This is a genomic window from Shewanella sediminis HAW-EB3 (assembly GCF_000018025.1).
In the GTDB taxonomy this organism is placed as follows: Bacteria; Pseudomonadota; Gammaproteobacteria; order Enterobacterales; family Shewanellaceae; genus Shewanella; species Shewanella sediminis.
The window spans coordinates 3,552,163-3,567,823 of sequence record NC_009831.1 but is presented as its reverse complement, the minus strand read 5'-3'; the positions used below and the strand labels follow the sequence as shown (position 1 = coordinate 3,567,823).

General features: G+C 45.9%; 12 protein-coding genes. 7 read left to right on the top strand and 5 right to left on the bottom strand.

What is annotated here, in order from left to right; genetic code table 11:
- Positions 1 to 16 precede the first annotated feature (16 nt).
- Together SSED_RS15475 and SSED_RS15470 are read right to left on the bottom strand one after the other, a co-directional pair.
- Positions 17 to 1,336: a polysaccharide biosynthesis/export family protein gene (locus SSED_RS15475; protein ID WP_012143283.1), complete on the bottom strand. Its 1,320-nt coding sequence runs from the start codon at positions 1,334 to 1,336 to the stop codon at positions 17 to 19.
- Between the two features lie 125 nt (positions 1,337 to 1,461).
- Positions 1,462 to 1,803: an STAS domain-containing protein gene (locus SSED_RS15470; protein WP_012143282.1), complete on the bottom strand. Its 342-nt coding sequence runs from the start codon at positions 1,801 to 1,803 to the stop codon at positions 1,462 to 1,464.
- A gap of 476 nt (positions 1,804 to 2,279) precedes the next feature.
- On the opposite strand from SSED_RS15470, the gene SSED_RS15465 reads away from it, so the two are divergent.
- Entirely contained in the window at positions 2,280 to 2,573 is a 294-nt protein-coding gene (locus tag SSED_RS15465) for a hypothetical protein (protein WP_041421727.1), read from the top strand.
- Positions 2,574 to 2,719: 146 nt separating this feature from the next.
- On the opposite strand, the gene SSED_RS15460 is transcribed toward SSED_RS15465, so the two are convergent.
- Positions 2,720 to 3,112 carry an ATP-binding protein gene (locus SSED_RS15460; protein ID WP_012143281.1) on the bottom strand — a complete coding sequence of 131 codons (393 nt, stop codon included), beginning with the start codon at positions 3,110 to 3,112 and terminating at the stop codon, positions 2,720 to 2,722.
- Between the two features lie 44 nt (positions 3,113 to 3,156).
- A complete protein-coding gene (locus tag SSED_RS15455; RefSeq protein ID WP_012143280.1) occupies positions 3,157 to 4,569 on the bottom strand; it encodes a SpoIIE family protein phosphatase in 1,413 nt (470 codons plus the stop codon).
- Positions 4,570 to 4,978: 409 nt separating this feature from the next.
- Between SSED_RS15455 and SSED_RS15450 the strand changes: the two genes are divergently transcribed.
- The 4 genes from SSED_RS15450 (at position 4,979) to SSED_RS15435 (ending at position 11,788) form a co-directional block, all read left to right on the top strand.
- The gene (locus SSED_RS15450) at positions 4,979 to 5,899 is read left to right on the top strand and encodes a phosphate/phosphite/phosphonate ABC transporter substrate-binding protein (RefSeq protein ID WP_012143279.1); all 921 of its coding nucleotides are present in this window, start codon (positions 4,979 to 4,981) and stop codon (positions 5,897 to 5,899) included.
- Entirely contained in the window at positions 5,899 to 9,408 is a 3,510-nt protein-coding gene (locus SSED_RS15445) for a PAS domain S-box protein (RefSeq protein ID WP_012143278.1), read from the top strand. Before SSED_RS15450 ends, SSED_RS15445 begins: the two co-directional genes overlap by 1 nt.
- A 65-nt stretch (positions 9,409 to 9,473) precedes the next feature.
- Positions 9,474 to 10,976 (top strand): sigma-54-dependent transcriptional regulator, encoded by a 1,503-nt coding sequence (locus SSED_RS15440; RefSeq protein ID WP_012143277.1) that lies wholly within the window; start codon positions 9,474 to 9,476, stop codon positions 10,974 to 10,976.
- Between the two features lie 71 nt (positions 10,977 to 11,047).
- Positions 11,048 to 11,788: a phosphatase gene (locus tag SSED_RS15435; RefSeq protein ID WP_012143276.1), complete on the top strand. Its 741-nt coding sequence runs from the start codon at positions 11,048 to 11,050 to the stop codon at positions 11,786 to 11,788.
- Positions 11,789 to 12,123: 335 nt separating this feature from the next.
- On the opposite strand, the gene SSED_RS15430 is transcribed toward SSED_RS15435, so the two are convergent.
- Positions 12,124 to 13,587, bottom strand: a complete 1,464-nt coding sequence (locus tag SSED_RS15430) for a capsule assembly Wzi family protein (protein WP_012143275.1) — start codon at positions 13,585 to 13,587, stop codon at positions 12,124 to 12,126.
- Between the two features lie 386 nt (positions 13,588 to 13,973).
- Between SSED_RS15430 and mak the strand changes: the two genes are divergently transcribed.
- Together mak and SSED_RS15420 are read left to right on the top strand one after the other, a co-directional pair.
- Positions 13,974 to 14,864 carry a fructokinase gene (gene mak / locus SSED_RS15425; protein ID WP_012143274.1) on the top strand — a complete coding sequence of 297 codons (891 nt, stop codon included), beginning with the start codon at positions 13,974 to 13,976 and terminating at the stop codon, positions 14,862 to 14,864.
- A 38-nt stretch (positions 14,865 to 14,902) separates the two neighbouring features.
- The gene (locus SSED_RS15420) at positions 14,903 to 15,658 is read left to right on the top strand and encodes a YdcF family protein (protein ID WP_012143273.1); all 756 of its coding nucleotides are present in this window, start codon (positions 14,903 to 14,905) and stop codon (positions 15,656 to 15,658) included.
- Positions 15,659 to 15,661 lie beyond the last annotated feature (3 nt).

The window sequence follows — 15,661 nt, the reverse complement described above, 5'->3', positions numbered from 1 at the left end:
CGATATCTATCAAGAGTTAAAGTAGGCCGAGTAAGGTTGCTGGCAGTAATATTTCGGTGAAAGTTTTGGCAATCTCCCGGATATTGGTGATCCCAGAGTCGTAACAGGCGATACCGTCGCCGGGCAGCAAGATAGGGTTCATGTTGGGCTTCCACGAATGAACCATTAAGTTATCCAGTGACCGTTCGACAACATCGATCTGTTTGGTGAGCGGGTTTTTTGTGATCAAAATAACGTGTCGGCTCGCGTTGGTGCTTTGCGCGCCCCCGATACAGTTTGCACCTATGGCGCCGCTGAGCAGGCGAGTTCCGTAGGGAAAGCGGGTGGCTTCAGTATCGACTGCCGATTGTGAGTTACTGCTGGCGGGCTGAGTCAGGTTGGAGATAAATACTCTGATCCCCGGAGCCGTAATTTGTGAAGGTCTCGCCAGCTCATCATTAAACTGATTTAGCTGAGGTACATGAATATGATCACCAGCCATTAACGTCAGGTGAGGAGTCGAGCTACCATAGATGACTCCCGATAGATCCAGGGTGATTGTTTGCTCGCCACGGGTCACTGTAATGGCCTTGATATCGGCGTCCGGACTGATCCCACCCGATGATCTTAAGGCCGAAGCGATACTCCGCCCCGAAGCCTGATCTCCGGTATGGCCGCCATTATCATCGGTGATCTCGGTGTCTGATTTATGGTTGATAAAGTGAGTGCCGGGTTCAAATACCGCACCTGAGACGCTGACTTCGATCGGCGCCCATTTTAGCGGGGTAATGCTTATCCTGATGGCTCCGGCAAGCATTAACTGCTCATCGATCAATAACTGTCTGATACTGACCTTCAATGATTCAATCTTTAATCCCCGTGCCTTGATTGCCGGAATAAAGGGGAGGTAGATAAAGCCATCGGCGTTGACCTCGACTTCACTGCTAAACTCCTCACCGTTTAAGATCTCGATATTGAGTCTGTCGCCACTGGAGAGGTTTAAGACGTTAAATTGCGCTTTTAAGTCGGTTTGTAGACCCGGCCCTTCGTTTTCTAAGGAGTTTGAAGTGGGATCAGACTCCATTTTATTGACGAGAACTGTCGAGTCATCTTGCCATCTTCTTCTCACATAGGGTGTGGAGCTATCGTAATAGTGGCAAGGCTTAGCCTCTACCTTTGTGCTGTTTTTAACTGCACTGTTGTTTACTGCACTCTTGTTTACTGCATTGGCTGGCTGATGACATAGATCGTTTTCTTGAGTCAGCGTAGGAGTGACACATCCTGAAAGCATAAAGCAAAGGCTAAAAATGACTAGTAGGAGGTCTACCTTAAATGGCTGAATAAAATTAGAAAACATATGGTAACTCCTTGTTAAAACTTTTTAAGTTTAGTGCTATCCAGCTCATTAATTAAGGCATTAGGCATTAGGCATTAGGCATCAGGCATCAGGTATTAAGGTATTAGGGTTTCGAACCTGGAAGCTTACAACTCACAGATATGCTCTATTGCGGCGGCTTCGTCCTCATAGATGGTGAATATCTGATGTAGTCGTGTGAGTTCGATCAATGCGCGCACCCCCGCAGATGGAGAGAGAAGAATGATCTCTCCTGCTTTCTTCTGAGTGAGTTTCAGTGCGGAGACTAAAATGGACAGGCCGCTGGAGTCGATATATTCAACCTGATGTAGGTCCAACACGAGTTTATTACAACCCGCTTCAATTTGACGTGTGATTGCGGCCCTGAGAGTGGGAGTCTGTGACATCACCATCTCTTTCGGGAGTGTAATTAAACAGGCATTGTCGAGCGCTAATGGTGAGAATTTCATATTAAGCTCCTTAGAGAGTCGCTGATATTTATCGTGTTTATGCTTACTTACATTTCTAATTATTCGTTCTTTGCTTATATAAGATTTTTACTTATACAAGCTTGATTGCACAACTTAGGCCAATGTTTATTTGTATGAATTTAAAGGGAAAAAATATGATTTGATCAAATTTCATTAGCGTGATGTTTAAAAGTGAAAAGTTAAAATGAAAATTGCGAGGCAGAATGCAAAGGGTATTTTTTCCGTAGGAGCGTGCTTTGGTCGTTGTAGGAGCGTGCTTCAGCCGCGAGCTTCTGGTTGTATTGTTATCATCCTTCCCGGCTGAAGCCGGTCTTACACAAGAGATCCCCCCCAGCCGCTCTTACATCAAAGCCGCTCCTACACTATCGATTAACCATTCGCCCGTCCTACACGGTATCGTAATAGGCCGTAGCCATCTTTCGTAGGAGCGTGCTTCAGCCGCGAAGCTTTTGGCTGTGTTTGTATTATCCTTCCCGGCGAAAGCCGGTCCTACACAAGATATATTCCTCTCTGCACCCTATGTAGGAGCGTGCTTCAGCCGCGAGCTTCTGGCTGTATTGTTATCATCCTTCCCGGCTAAAGCCGGTCTTACACAAGATATATTCCTCTCTGCACCCTATGTAGGAGCGTGCTTCAGCCGCGAGCTTCTGGCTGTATTGTTATCATCCTTCCTGGCTGAAGCCGGTCTTACACAAGAGATAACCCCCCAGCCGGTCTTACATCAAAGCCGCTCCTACACTATCGATTAACCATTCGCCCGTCCTACACGGTATCGTAATAGGCCGTAGCCGTCTTTCGTAGGAGCGTGCTTCAGCCGCGAAGCTTTTAATAACGGGGAGAGCGATTCCCGGCTAAAGCCGGTCTTATATCAAAGCCGGTTCGACACCAAGGAAACCTAACTTCTCAACAGACTTAATCTAAGGTGTGTGCCGGCCACGGATGCCTGAAACCTCACCTGATCCATCCAGTTTTGAATGATCCACAATCCCCGGCCTGAGATAGAGAAGGGAGAGGGGCATTCGATCTGATCGCCGAAAGGCGCGTAGGGAGCATTGTCTAAAAGATCTATGGTTATGCGGTCTTGATTACAATGCATAATGATGACTATGTCTTCGCATTGATTATCCGTATGTTCGAGGACATTTGATAATGCTTCGAGCACACAGGTGATGACTTTAAACCTCTGCTGAATTTGTACGCAGTTTTGTTGCAGAAATTGCTCCAGCTCCTGGCATAGTAGATTACTGTTCCAGACACTTTGAGATAAATTTAATTGAATACTATTCATAAATCCTCCGAGTACCGACTTAATATCTTCTGTTTATTGGTTTTTTAGCTAATAGATTCGCTACTAAATTTATTACCCGGAAACCTGTTCCTTGTTAATTCAGTAACGATAGGTTCACTATCAATCAGTTCACTATCGATCAGAAGCTCATTTTTGAACGGCTGAGGATAATCGGCCGAATCGATATTAATAGGGGCCGAGTTTACTGTGCGTTCCCGATTATTTGTTCCTGAGACTGAGAGCTTTGGTACGGAGAGCAGCATCATAGAGATGTCATCCTGGGGGACTTTTTCTTGCCAAAGATCGATGGCGTGAGCCAGATAATGAAGTAATGATTCTGGTTTAAGTTGGTGTGCCTTGCTGCAACTATTGATTAGTCTTTGCTGTCCAAACTCACCAAAAGAGGGGTGACGACATTCGTATAGACCATCGGAATACAGGAGTAGCTGCTGCTCAGGGCTTAGAAGAAAGGTGTTGAACTCATAATGGTAATGGCTATCTATGCCTAATGGTATGCCGGAAATGAGATCCATTACCTCTGTTTCATCCCCTTTAATCAGTATGGGAAGTGGGTGGCCGGCAATCGTTAACTTAACTTTGCCGCTAGTCGTATTAACAACCCCCAACACTAACGTAGCAAACCTGCCTGAATGTTCAGGATCTTCAAAGTCAGCGTTTAGTTGAGTGACAATGAGCGCGGGATCCAGGCTCGCCCAATCACAGCTATTACAACTTAACCTTTGAGCTAAGGTGAAGCTCTGCATTGAGGCTGCGATCCCATGACCTGTAACATCTAAGAGGTAAAATCCCAGATGAGAGTCATCGATCTCCAGACATTGAAATATATCACCGGCAAGTTCTTGTGCCGGCTGAAATTGAGTGGCAAGTTTCCAGCCGTTCTGTAGTGTGCTTGAAGTCGGAAGCAGCGAGCCTTGCAATTTAGCGGCGCTATCAATATCTTTCTGTATCTGCTGCAGGTAGGCCTGTTCCTTTGTCAGGGATGTATTGAGTTCACTGTTTCTGTTTTCAAGTTGACGCTGCATGTTCACAATGCGCGCGCCGGCTAATACTCTGGCTTTGAGTATGCTTGGGATAAAGGGTTTCGTCAGAAAGTCATCGGCACCGGATTCAATGCCGATAACTGTATGTTTAGTTTGGTTATTGGCTGTCAGTAGAATAATGTAAAGGCTTGGATCAATGTTTTTCAGATATTGACAGAGCTCAGGTCCGGTCATTCCAGGCATCCTCCAGTCACTGATAATCATGTCAGCCTTTTCTTGTTGATATGACTCGATTGCTTCCTCTCCACTGCTACAGCTTGTTACTTTTAATCCCATCATCTCTAATAAGTGTGTGATAAAGCAGCGTTCACTGTGAGTATCTTCAACCACAAGGACGGAGAGGCCTTCTGTTTGCAGCCTAAATGAAGTCGCAGACTCTTCCATAACCATTGTCATAGTTTCCACTCATTAAATAGAGACACGAGGTGAGATAAGCAAAGTACATGCCTCTATTGATGGTTTTTTGTATCGCACTGTATTAAAAAGACAAATAATCATTGCGGAGGACGGTGGTATGTTTTGTAAAAGTGAAAAACTCCCACCTTATTGCAAAATGCAAACACGTCATTCATATTGGTTATCGAGTCTCTCTTAAAAGTTTCAAATTAGAGTCACCTTTAAAAGAGGCTGGCAGTTTCATCTCGAACGTTTGGGTATGTTCTGGTTTTGATTCTACTTTTTCCTGATGATTTATTCCTTGAAAGGAGGAGGTCAGTTAAAGGGACTTAAGACGAAGCTTGAATTGTGTTGTTTTGGCATAAGCTTTGCTCCTGTATAGGAATACCGACTGCTAAGGATATGCAAAATGAAAATTTCACAGTTCAGTGTCCAGGTTTTGTTTCTATCATGTTTGTTGAGTGTCACTGGAAGTGCTTATGGTGAAAATGACAAACATTCACACAATAGCAATGAGTTAGGTGCTCCTCGCACGATAACATTTGGTGTTGTTCCCCAGCAGGCTGCTAGCACACTCGCGCGCTTATGGTCTCCGGTGTTGGCTGAATTGTCGCAAAATGCAAATTTCAATTTGCGATTTGCAACGGCGCCGGACATTCCAACTTTTGAAAAGCGGCTCGCTTCGGGTGAATACGATGTCGCCTATATGAACCCCTACCACTACACGGTATTTCATGAAGCTCCCGGTTATCAAGCCTTGGTCAAGCAGAAAGGTAAGCAGATCAAAGGCATTATTGTGGTTCGCAAAGACTCACCTATCCTCACTATCGATGATTTGAATAATAAAGATGTAGTCTTTCCCGCGCCCGCGGCCTTTGCCGCCAGTGTTCTCCCCAGAGCAAACTTAAAGGTAAGAGGGCTTGAGAATCGGGTTAAATATGTCGGTTCTCATGATTCTGTTTACCTCGCGGTGGCGCAGGGCTTGGTAGATGCCGGAGGGGGAGTAAAAAGAACCTTCAAGACGATGGATAAGGCGACGACAAGCCAACTTAGAGTTTTATGGGAGACCCCGGGTTATACCCCTCATGCCATTGCCGTTCATCCAAGAGTTCCGGCAGGTATTGTTGAGGAACTTAGACAAGGTTTTGTCGAGTTATCATCATCTTCCCAAGGTGCTGAAGTGCTAAATGTATTGGGCCTTAAAAGTTTTGAGGCTGCTAAAAATAGCGATTGGGATGATGTACGCTCGCTGGGTTTAGGTACGTTTGAAAAACCTTTAGAAAACTCCAGTGACATAGCTGATAAGCCGTCAGTGAAAGGAGAGCTGTAGTGTCTTTTCGACTCAAAACGGTACTCGGTATCGCACTTATCGAGGGCGTTTTATTGCTGCTATTGGTTTATACCAGTGTCGATTATTTAAGAAGCTCCAACGAGGCTGAAATTGAGAAACGAGCCGACTCTATAGTGACTCTTTTTGCCGCGGCGACCAAAGATGCGGTGATCAGCACCGATGTTTCGACTCTGCAAGTGTTAGCCAATGAACTGCTGGTAAATACTCAAGTCCTGTATGTCAATATCTATGATAAAAACTCACTCTTAGTTCAGGTAGGTGAGATTCAATCAGATGAATCGCAGAATATCCAATCCAGCCGGGATCAAGGCTTATCTAGTGTCGATGATGGTGTGTTAGATGTCGAAGCCAATATCATGGAGTCAGGTTATGTATTCGGGCGGATTGAACTCGGTGTTAGCGTGAATGAGTTTGATCAGTTTTTGGTGAGTGCGACAACCCGATTTTTTTCCATTGCCGGATTGGAGATGCTGTTAGTTGCACTTTTTTCCTGGTTGTTAGGTCACTATTTGACACGTAATCTAAGTGAACTTAAAACGGCTTCTAAACGTATTTTAAGCGGTGAGACTGGCATACAGATCCCAGTTACAGCTACCGATGAAATCGGTCAAACAACCCGTGCATTTAACCGAATGATTGAGAAGGTTGAGAAAAACAGAAGTGATCTTGAGAGTGCCAATACCCGTTTAAGTACCATTTTAGAGACGGCAGTCGACGGCTTTATTATTGTCGATACCTCTGGAGTTATCACTCAGGTGAACAGTGCGGTTTGTCGTCTGTTTGAGTATGAGCTTGATGAGCTAATTGGTGAAAATGTTTCGATTTTTATGCCGACACATGAACGGCATATGCATGATGGTTTCATGTCTCGGTTTATTCAGTCCGCTCGTGATGCCAGAAAAGGAAGAGAACTTACTGCACAAAACAGGAGTGGCGAACAATTTCCAATTGAGCTGTCTATCTCACGGATGACCATCGAAAATGAAACTATGTTATTGGGGCTGGTAAAAGACCTGAGTGACATAAAGCGTAAGGAGGTGGCAGCGCTTCGCACCGAGACTATCTTGTTGGCAACGCTGGAAGCCAGTCAGGATGCGCTTATCACAATTGATATCACGGGAAGAATTCAAGAGTTTAATGATGCTGCCTGTAAGTTATTCGGGCATAAGCGTGAACAGGCCTTAGGTGAGCTTCTCGAAGACTTGATTTTTGTCGATATAGAGAAGAAAAACTTTAAACAGGGAATACAGCTATTCAGGCAAACGGGTGAGGGGCCAGCCATTAAGAAAAGTATCGAGATGATGTCTGTCAAGCGTGATGGCAGCTCATTCCCTGTCGAGATGAAGATGATCCCGGTACAGCTTGGCGAGGAGATCTTACTGACCGCCTTTGTGCACGATATTTCTAAGAGAATTGAATATGAAACTCAGTTAAAGCAGGCCAAAGATCAAGCCGAGTCGGGCAGTAAGGCCAAGTCGCGATTTCTGGCAACCATGAGTCATGAGATCCGCTCCCCTCTTAATGCGGTATTGGGGAGTGTCGAGCTTATGTTGGACTCAAAATTGAACAAAGAGCAACGCATCTATGCCCATACAGCAAAAGAGGCTGGAACCGCGCTACTCAGCACCATTAATGACATTTTAGACTTTTCGAAAATTGAAGCCGGACAGATGATGTTGGAGAGTGTGAGTTTTTCACCTGCCAAGATAGTGGCTCAAGTGTTGAGAATATTAGCGCCTAATGCCCATGAGAAGGGCATTAATCTTGCGTGTTTTATCAATCGAAATGTGCCTGAACTTGTCAAAGGAGATCCACAACGTTTACGTCAGGTGATACATAACCTGGTTGATAATGCGATAAAGTTTTCTAGTGGAGGTTGTGTTTCGGTAGAGATGTGGATCCCCGATAGCCATCACGAAGAGGTGCAGTTGTATTGTGCCGTCACTGATGAGGGCATTGGGGTAAGCATGGCGGCTCAAAAGAAACTGTTTAAAGAGTTCAGCCAGGTTCACGATCAACATAACACGAACTACAAGGGTAGCGGGCTTGGCTTAGCTATCTGCGCTGAGCTGATTGAGATGATGGGAGGGAAAATTGAACTAAGCAGCCGATTGGGGCATGGAAGCTGCTTTAGATTCGATGTGTTGTTAAGGCTTGAGGAGCGACAATTAACCTCTCTTACTCACTTGCCTGCGCATGCCAGAGTACTATTGGTACATCCCGATAAAACCTTTTCTCATCTGGTCAGAAAGCAGTATAGCCAGTATGGCGTGAGTAGCGTTAATGTCAGCCGGGTTAGCGATATCCTGAGTGCTAAAGAGGTCAAGGGACGCTTTAACTTTATCTTGATCGATGACACCGGTTTATCTGAGTTAAGTTTAAAGCTAATTAGCCTGTTGAAACGTGACTTTCTATTTGAAGGGGGGGGAATCGCAGTGCTAATTTCAGAGTTAAGGCCTGAAATGTCCGGCTTAGTGTCAGAGATAGGGCTGGAACAGGTGATAAATAAGCCATTGAGCCGCGAGATGATGCTAGGTTTACTAAGTGGCGATGACGTTAACCATGAACAGAAGCCTGAAGTGGAACTCTTACTTCCGGAGTTGACACCCAAGAACAGATTACTTCTTCTGGCCGAGGATAGTCCATCGAATCAAATCGTTGCCGGGGCTATGCTAACCAAATCTGGTTTCGAAGTTGAATATGCAAATAATGGGGTTGAGGCCGTTAATATGGCAGCTCAAAAGAATTATGGTTTGATATTGATGGATATGCGAATGCCGGAGATGGACGGCGTTGAAGCTACTAAAAATATTCTACTTCATCAACCTGATACCATTATATTAGCCATGACGGCCAATGTGCAGCCAGAGGATATTGAAAACTGCCTGTCGGCTGGGATGAAAGATTTTGTGCCTAAGCCCGTTAATAAGATTGATTTAGTGCGAGTTATCAATAACTGGTTGCCGGAAATTCGTAGCACCGATAGTGACATACTCGAAGGTACAGCTAAACTTAGCATGGAAAGTTGTGAAGCTGAGGAGCTCGAATTACACTTGGATAACGACGCTTCAAATGGAGTGGTGATGGAACTTAAAACAGAAAGTGATAAGTGTGATAATGGCGCAAACTCCGATGAGCTAAGCTTGGAGTCACTATTTGATGAGTCTGTACTTGCTGAGCTCACCGATGCGTTAGGTGTAGAGTCCATGAAGGGGATGTTTAGTGTCTATCTTCAAGAAACTCACGAAAGATTGGATACACTTAACGCTTTAATGCAGACGATGGATTTTACCGAAATAGATAATCAGGCGCATACCTTAAAAAGCAGTTCCGGCAGTTTTGGCGCTCAGGCTCTGTATGAGGTTGCAAAAAGCCTTGAGAAGAGCGCCCGAGAGCAAGATGAAAAAGACGTTGAGTCATATATGACAGAGGTTCAACAAGTAGGGCAACAAACTATTAAGGCCTTCAAAGCACGTTTTGCAGCTTGATGCAGTGGGCGAAAGAAACCGGCCTTTGAATCAGATTATTTGAATTTTTTAGGATGGCGTTAAATATGGAAATTAGTCAGTCTTTTACCGCTTTACTTGTTGAAGACAGCATGTCATTAGGTGCGCTGTATACCGAGTATCTTCGCTCTGAAGGTGCTAAGGTCACCCATGTCAACCATGGGGAAGATGCACTAACCGAGTTAGCACAATGGCAGCCCGATCTATTAGTGTTAGACATCAAGTTACCCGACATGTCGGGTATGGAAATCCTGCAAAAAGTACAAACCAGCTATCCTGGTATTACGGTTATCATGATAACGGCTCACGGAACGATAGACTTAGCGGTTGAGTCGATGAAGTCCGGGGCGTTCGATTTCCTGGTCAAACCCTTCGATGCCAAGCGACTCTCTATTACGGTTCGAAATGCGTTAAAACAGCGCCAGCTTGTTAATCTGGTGGAAAGGTACGAGCAAAGCCTACCCAAAGAAAATTATATGGGGTTTGTGGGGGAGTCACTCGCCATGCAGACCGTATATAAAACCATAGACTGTGTCGCTAATAGTAAGGCATCAGTTTTCATCGTCGGGGAGAGTGGGACGGGTAAAGAAGTTTGCGCTCATGCGATTCATCATGCGGGGAATCGAAGCGAGAAACCTTTCGTTGCTCTCAATTGTGCCTCTATTCCAAAAGATCTTATCGAGAGTGAAATATTTGGCCACACTAAAGGCGCTTTCACGGGGGCGGTGGCAAATCGAGAGGGAGCGGCGAGTCGCGCCAACCGAGGCACGCTATTTCTCGATGAAATTTGTGAGATGGACCTTGAGTTACAGAGTAAGTTACTGCGATTTATTCAGACCGGCGTCTTTCAAAAGGTCGGCGGAACGAAAGAGGAGAAGGTCGACGTGCGCTTTGTGAGCGCGACAAACAGGATCCCTTGGGAGGAGGTTAAACAGGGACGATTCAGAGAAGATCTCTTCTATCGGCTTCATGTTATTCCTATCGAACTTCCACCACTCCGAATGAGGGGGAAAGATGTTCTGTTACTGGTAAATAAACTACTTAAAGAGTACAACCGTGAGGAGGGGAAGCAGTTTAAAAGTTTCACTGCAGAGGCCAAGAAATTACTTCAAAGCTATGATTGGCCCGGCAATGTACGTCAGTTACAAAATGTGATTAGACAGGTAGTCGTGCTTAACTCCTCCGATATTGTTGAGGCGTCGATGTTACCTGCTCTGTTTAAGTCTGAGCCGGGTAACAGTCAGGCTCAAATTAGGCCCGTTATCGCGATTGCGAGTGCTAATCAGCCTTCGGTACTCAATAACCATGAGTCACCCGCTATCGATGAGCAGGCCGGAAGCCAAAATCTGCAATCAGCGCCCTCAGAAGCAGATAAACCAGAGGCGATCATTCCACTCTGGCTGTCAGAGAAACAGACGATTGAGGCGGCCATTGAGCAATGTGACGGTAATGTACCTAAGGCCGCGGCGCTGCTGGATATCAGTGCCTCGACGATTTATCGAAAGCGTCAAGGCTGGGATGAACTACAAGGCGCGGTTTCTGAAAACTAGGCTAAGTGGCTATAAAGGCGTAGAATCTCAGACTCTGATATTTTCTCTGTAAAAAGATAAGAAGAGTCATTATGAAGTACCTTGTAGACACTCATGCTCACACAATCGCCTCAACTCATGCCTATAGTACGGTTCATGATTACATCGCTGTGGCGAAGCAGAAAGGGCTCAAGTTATTTGCGATAACCGATCATGGTCCGGATATGGCCGACGCCCCCCATTTCTGGCATTTTGTCAATTTAAGAGTGCTGCCCAGAATTGTAGATGGCGTGGGGATATTAAGAGGTATCGAGGCTAACATTAAGAATGATGCGGGAGAAATAGACTACTTCGGGGATTATCTGCAAGAGTTAGATATCGTGCTGGCAGGTTTTCATGAACCCGTTTTCCCACCTTCAGATAAACAGACTCATACCCAGGCACTGATCAATGCCATCGAGAGTGGTAATGTCGATATTATAACTCATCCGGGCAACCCGGCTTACCCTATCGATATCACGGCTGTAGCGGCGGCCGCGGCCAGATGCCATGTGGCACTCGAAATTAATAACTCATCGTTTGAAATGTCCCGAAAAGGCAGTGAGGCTAACTGTGTAGCAATAGCTAAGGCCGTTCGCGATGCGGGAGGGCAGTTAGTGATGGGCTCAGACTCTCATGTCGCATTCAGTTTAGGCGAGTTCTCACAGGCTCTGGCGATCATAGAGGAAGCGGAATTTCCCGAAGAGCGATTGTTGAATAAAAGTCCGGAGGCGCTACTCACATTTCTCTCTAAAAGAGGGCACAAGACGCTGGATGATTTTGCAGAGTTGTAATTTAATAGAAGGTGATAGATTAATTAAGAGCCTAGGAGCTAGCTCCTAGGTTTTATAAAGCTAAGAAGATGGCCTTCGGCCTATCGCTTTGCGGCTAAAGCGCGCTCCTACATTGGGGCGGGGACGGTTCTATCATGTAGGACCGGCTTTAGCCGGGAAAGATTATTAGGAAAAGAGAAAGAGACTGGCACTCGAGCTCAGTCTCAATTTTTTAACCAGCGATGCTGGTGTCAATTAACTCACGCAGTGAGTGTCGTCTTAGCTTATGCAGTCAGCAAAGCTGACGTCGATTAGCTCACGTAGTGAGCGTCTCAGAGCTTAGACTCTCATACAGACTAAAAACTTCTTTCCCAACCCGCGTATACCGTGCCATCCCAGTCGTTGCCACCGGACGTCATATACTTGCTATAGCCCAGGGTGCCACCAAGCTTCAAGGTTCCTTGATAGAAAGGACGGTGATAGCTGGTGTCAAACTGATACATCTGTTCATACTCGCCGTGTGATACCGGATTTCCACCGGGAGATGCGACATCACTACCATCGATATTGAGCTTAAGCCATCTCAGTTTGTTGGTGATGTTCTGACCACCTCCCAGTTGAGTGATCCCACCGATAACTAAAGTACGGGAGTCATTGTCGTAGGTGCTGCCCAGACTCTTACCATAGTAACGATAACCATCTTTGTAGAAACCATGCTCGTACATGCAGTTGTATATCTTATCATTTGGTCCACATGAGGCCGTGGTATCGGCATATTCGATAAACACACGAGTATTGATGTCACTCAACACAAAATCGATACCGCCCATATTGGATGCGTTAATGAGTTTGTGCTTTTCAGTATGATAATCTTCATGAGTACGCTCATAGTAGATCCCATACGGGATCCCGAAAGCGGTATCTGACCAACGGAAATCATAGCCAGCTAACATGTTCTCCTGACCGTTTTCCAGGTCACCTTCGACTCCGCCGCCATTAAACAGACCATCCCACCAGTCGCCTAAGCTATTACCGTAGCCTTCGCCGCCCCACTGCATGGTCCATGAGAAGCCGACCTCGAGTTTAGATATTGGACGCAGGGTTCCGCGAGCGCCCCAATGTTTGGCCTCGGGGACATAGCGGTCACTCTCCATCTGGCTGAAGCTGGTGGTAAAGGTCCAGGGACCTGCCCAGTTAAGCCATGGTGTTTCGAAAGCCTGGCTGTTATTTCGGCTTAGGGTGATACCTGGCATGGGGCGAGCGTTGGTGGTTTGTATTAATCCCGTATCCCAGCCCGGTCCCCAGAATTTTTGTTGTGCACCAGCGCTGACTATCCAGTTGCCTAGCATGACGGCGGCAAAACTATTATCTAATCTTGCGTTGTTACCGTCGATAGGGTCGTAGTGATAGCTGGCCGAGACGCGTCCACTGAACCAATCTTTAGTGACCTCGGCATTGACTGTCGTTTCCGCCTTGTCGCGGTAGTCCTGACCAAAACCAATAAAGCGCGCTGTATCAGTGGCCGCTGCGACCTCTACCTTGCTGTTGAAGCTTTGATGGTCATGCTTGTAGGCGTTCATGACTCTTTCAAATGCCATCGCCTGGTTTTTTGGTAATTGGCTGATATCGGCCTTATCCATGTCTTGCTTTAAACCCGCCCACATCAATGGGTAGGTTGTAATGGGTTGCACGATAACACCTGTATCGGAAAGCAGCTGTATATCGGCTCTCAGTGCTAAGTCATCGGGCTCAACCCACCATGCAGCTTGTACTGAGCTGCAACTTAATAGTAATAATCCGGATAGTATCTTGAATTTCATTGTGATCCCTTATGTCATTGTCCGGCATCTTAAGTGATTTGAGTAGAGGGTAAAAGAGGCGGTCAGTAAATTATCCGAGCATCATGAATTTTACTCCTAGAGTTGCGAGCCTGTATTGAAGTTGTTACAAACAGCCTTGTGTCATACTTTGGTATTGTTGTGTTTTGGTTGTTATTTTGGGCAGGAGGATTTTGGGTGTAGTCGGTAAAAGGTATTGCTATGTTGATAGCGCTGAACTATCGGTTGAGAGCACAAAACTATCGGTTGAGAGCTTCAGCCATTATTATGAAGGGTTAACACTAATGCAGTTCAGTCGAGATTGCTTTAATTACATAGCCTGCTGATTTAATATCTTAAAATTAGAAAATATGAGTGGAGTCGAGCCGATGTTACGAATAGGCGTAGATTTGGGTGGAACAAAAATAGAAGTTGTTGTGTTAGATGGTGAAGGGAAAGAGCTTTTTCGTAAACGGATCCCGACTCCAAGAGAATATATTGCCACACTTGATGCCATCGAAAGTTTAGTGAATGAAGCAGAGTCGACATTAGCTCAGAAGGGAAGCGTTGGTGTGGGTATCCCGGGGGTTATTTCTCCCTTTTCCGGCTTAGTAAAAAACGCCAACTCGACCTGGATAAATGATCAGCCACTCGATATCGATCTGGGTGAGCGGTTAGGGCGAGAGGTCAGGGTTGCCAACGATGCAAACTGTTTTGCCGTCTCCGAAGCGGTTGATGGAGCAGCGGCCGGCAAAGGTGTGGTGTTTGGCGTGATCATTGGAACAGGTTGTGGCGCCGGTGTTGCGATTAATGGCAAGGTGCATGGTGGCGGTAATGGCATAGGTGGTGAGTGGGGCCATAACCCACTGCCGTGGATGACGATGGATGAGTTCAATACGACCTCCTGCTTCTGTGGCAATCAAGACTGTATCGAGACGTTTATCTCGGGAACCGGATTCGTTAGAGACTTTAAGGCCGCGGGCGGAAATGCCGACAGTGGCATTGAGATTGCTTCATTAATGAAAAGTGGTGACATGCTGGCAAAGGCGGCATTCGATCGATACATAGACAGACTGGCACGCTCATTGGCCCATGTTATCAATATACTCGATCCGGACGTCATCGTATTGGGCGGTGGAATCTCTAATATCGAAGCCATCTACCCTATGCTTCCCGAGCTGTTGTCAAAATATGTGTTGGGCAATGAGTGTCACACGCCGGTGGTGCAGAATATCTATGGCGGCTCATCGGGCGTTCGTGGCGCCGCTTGGTTGTGGTAGACTAGCTTGCGATAATCTAAAAATGGACTTTGATTGCGATGTTTTGGCTAAAAAAAATAATTTCTCAGCTCTTTATGCCTGTGCCTCTGTTGGTGCTATTACTGTTATTTGCGCTCTTGATATTACGCAACAGGAAGTTAGTTCGTTCAATCCTGTCAGTTGCTATTGTGTTACTGGTATTTCTCAGTAGTACCCCTGGCAGTAATTTTCTGAGCTCCCCGCTGGAGAGTCAATATCAGGTTAATAGTGCTCCTATTGCCGATGCCTGTTTGGTTATGGTTTTGGGCAGTGGTCATGATGATTCGATATCTGGAACGGCCATTCAGCAGCTTTCATCTACGGCGCTCGCCAGATTAAGTGAAGGGATGCGCCAGTTTAATCTTGGGAGAGACTGTAAGTTAGTATTTAGTGGTTGGAATGGCGGTACCGGATTACATTCTCATGCTGAGGTGATGGCTGCAGCTGCAGTAGAGCTGGGTATCCCTAAAAACCGTATTATCACCTTCCCGCTGGCAAAGGACACCATCGAAGAGGCACAATTTATGAAATGGGAAATCGGTAATGTTCCCTTTAGGTTGGTCACTTCAGCCAGCCATATGCCCAGATCTATGTCGACATTTGCAAATATTGGGTTAACGCCACAAGCGGCTCCGACAGATTTTATAACCAGAGAAGGCTATTGGTGGCGACTGGATGCACATAACTTGTGGTCTTCTCAAAGAGCGATACATGAATACGTTGGCAAGCTTTGGTTTCAGATAAAGCATCACAGAGATATCGAACTGTCTAATTAAAAC

Bases quoted from the DNA above. Each gene is read 5' to 3' on its own strand.
- SSED_RS15455 (WP_012143280.1), bottom strand. From the start codon at position 4,569: ATGACAATGGTTATGGAAGAGTCTGCGACTTCATTTAGGCTGCAAACA.
- SSED_RS15475 (WP_012143283.1), bottom strand. From the start codon at position 1,336: ATGTTTTCTAATTTTATTCAGCCATTTAAGGTAGACCTCCTACTAGTC.
- SSED_RS15450 (WP_012143279.1), top strand. From the start codon at position 4,979: ATGAAAATTTCACAGTTCAGTGTCCAGGTTTTGTTTCTATCATGTTTG.
- SSED_RS15430 (WP_012143275.1), bottom strand. From the start codon at position 13,587: ATGAAATTCAAGATACTATCCGGATTATTACTATTAAGTTGCAGCTCA.
- SSED_RS15460 (WP_012143281.1), bottom strand. From the start codon at position 3,112: ATGAATAGTATTCAATTAAATTTATCTCAAAGTGTCTGGAACAGTAAT.
- SSED_RS15420 (WP_012143273.1), top strand. From the start codon at position 14,903: ATGTTTTGGCTAAAAAAAATAATTTCTCAGCTCTTTATGCCTGTGCCT.
- SSED_RS15435 (WP_012143276.1), top strand. From the start codon at position 11,048: ATGAAGTACCTTGTAGACACTCATGCTCACACAATCGCCTCAACTCAT.
- mak (WP_012143274.1), top strand. From the start codon at position 13,974: ATGTTACGAATAGGCGTAGATTTGGGTGGAACAAAAATAGAAGTTGTT.
- SSED_RS15440 (WP_012143277.1), top strand. From the start codon at position 9,474: ATGGAAATTAGTCAGTCTTTTACCGCTTTACTTGTTGAAGACAGCATG.
- SSED_RS15470 (WP_012143282.1), bottom strand. From the start codon at position 1,803: ATGAAATTCTCACCATTAGCGCTCGACAATGCCTGTTTAATTACACTC.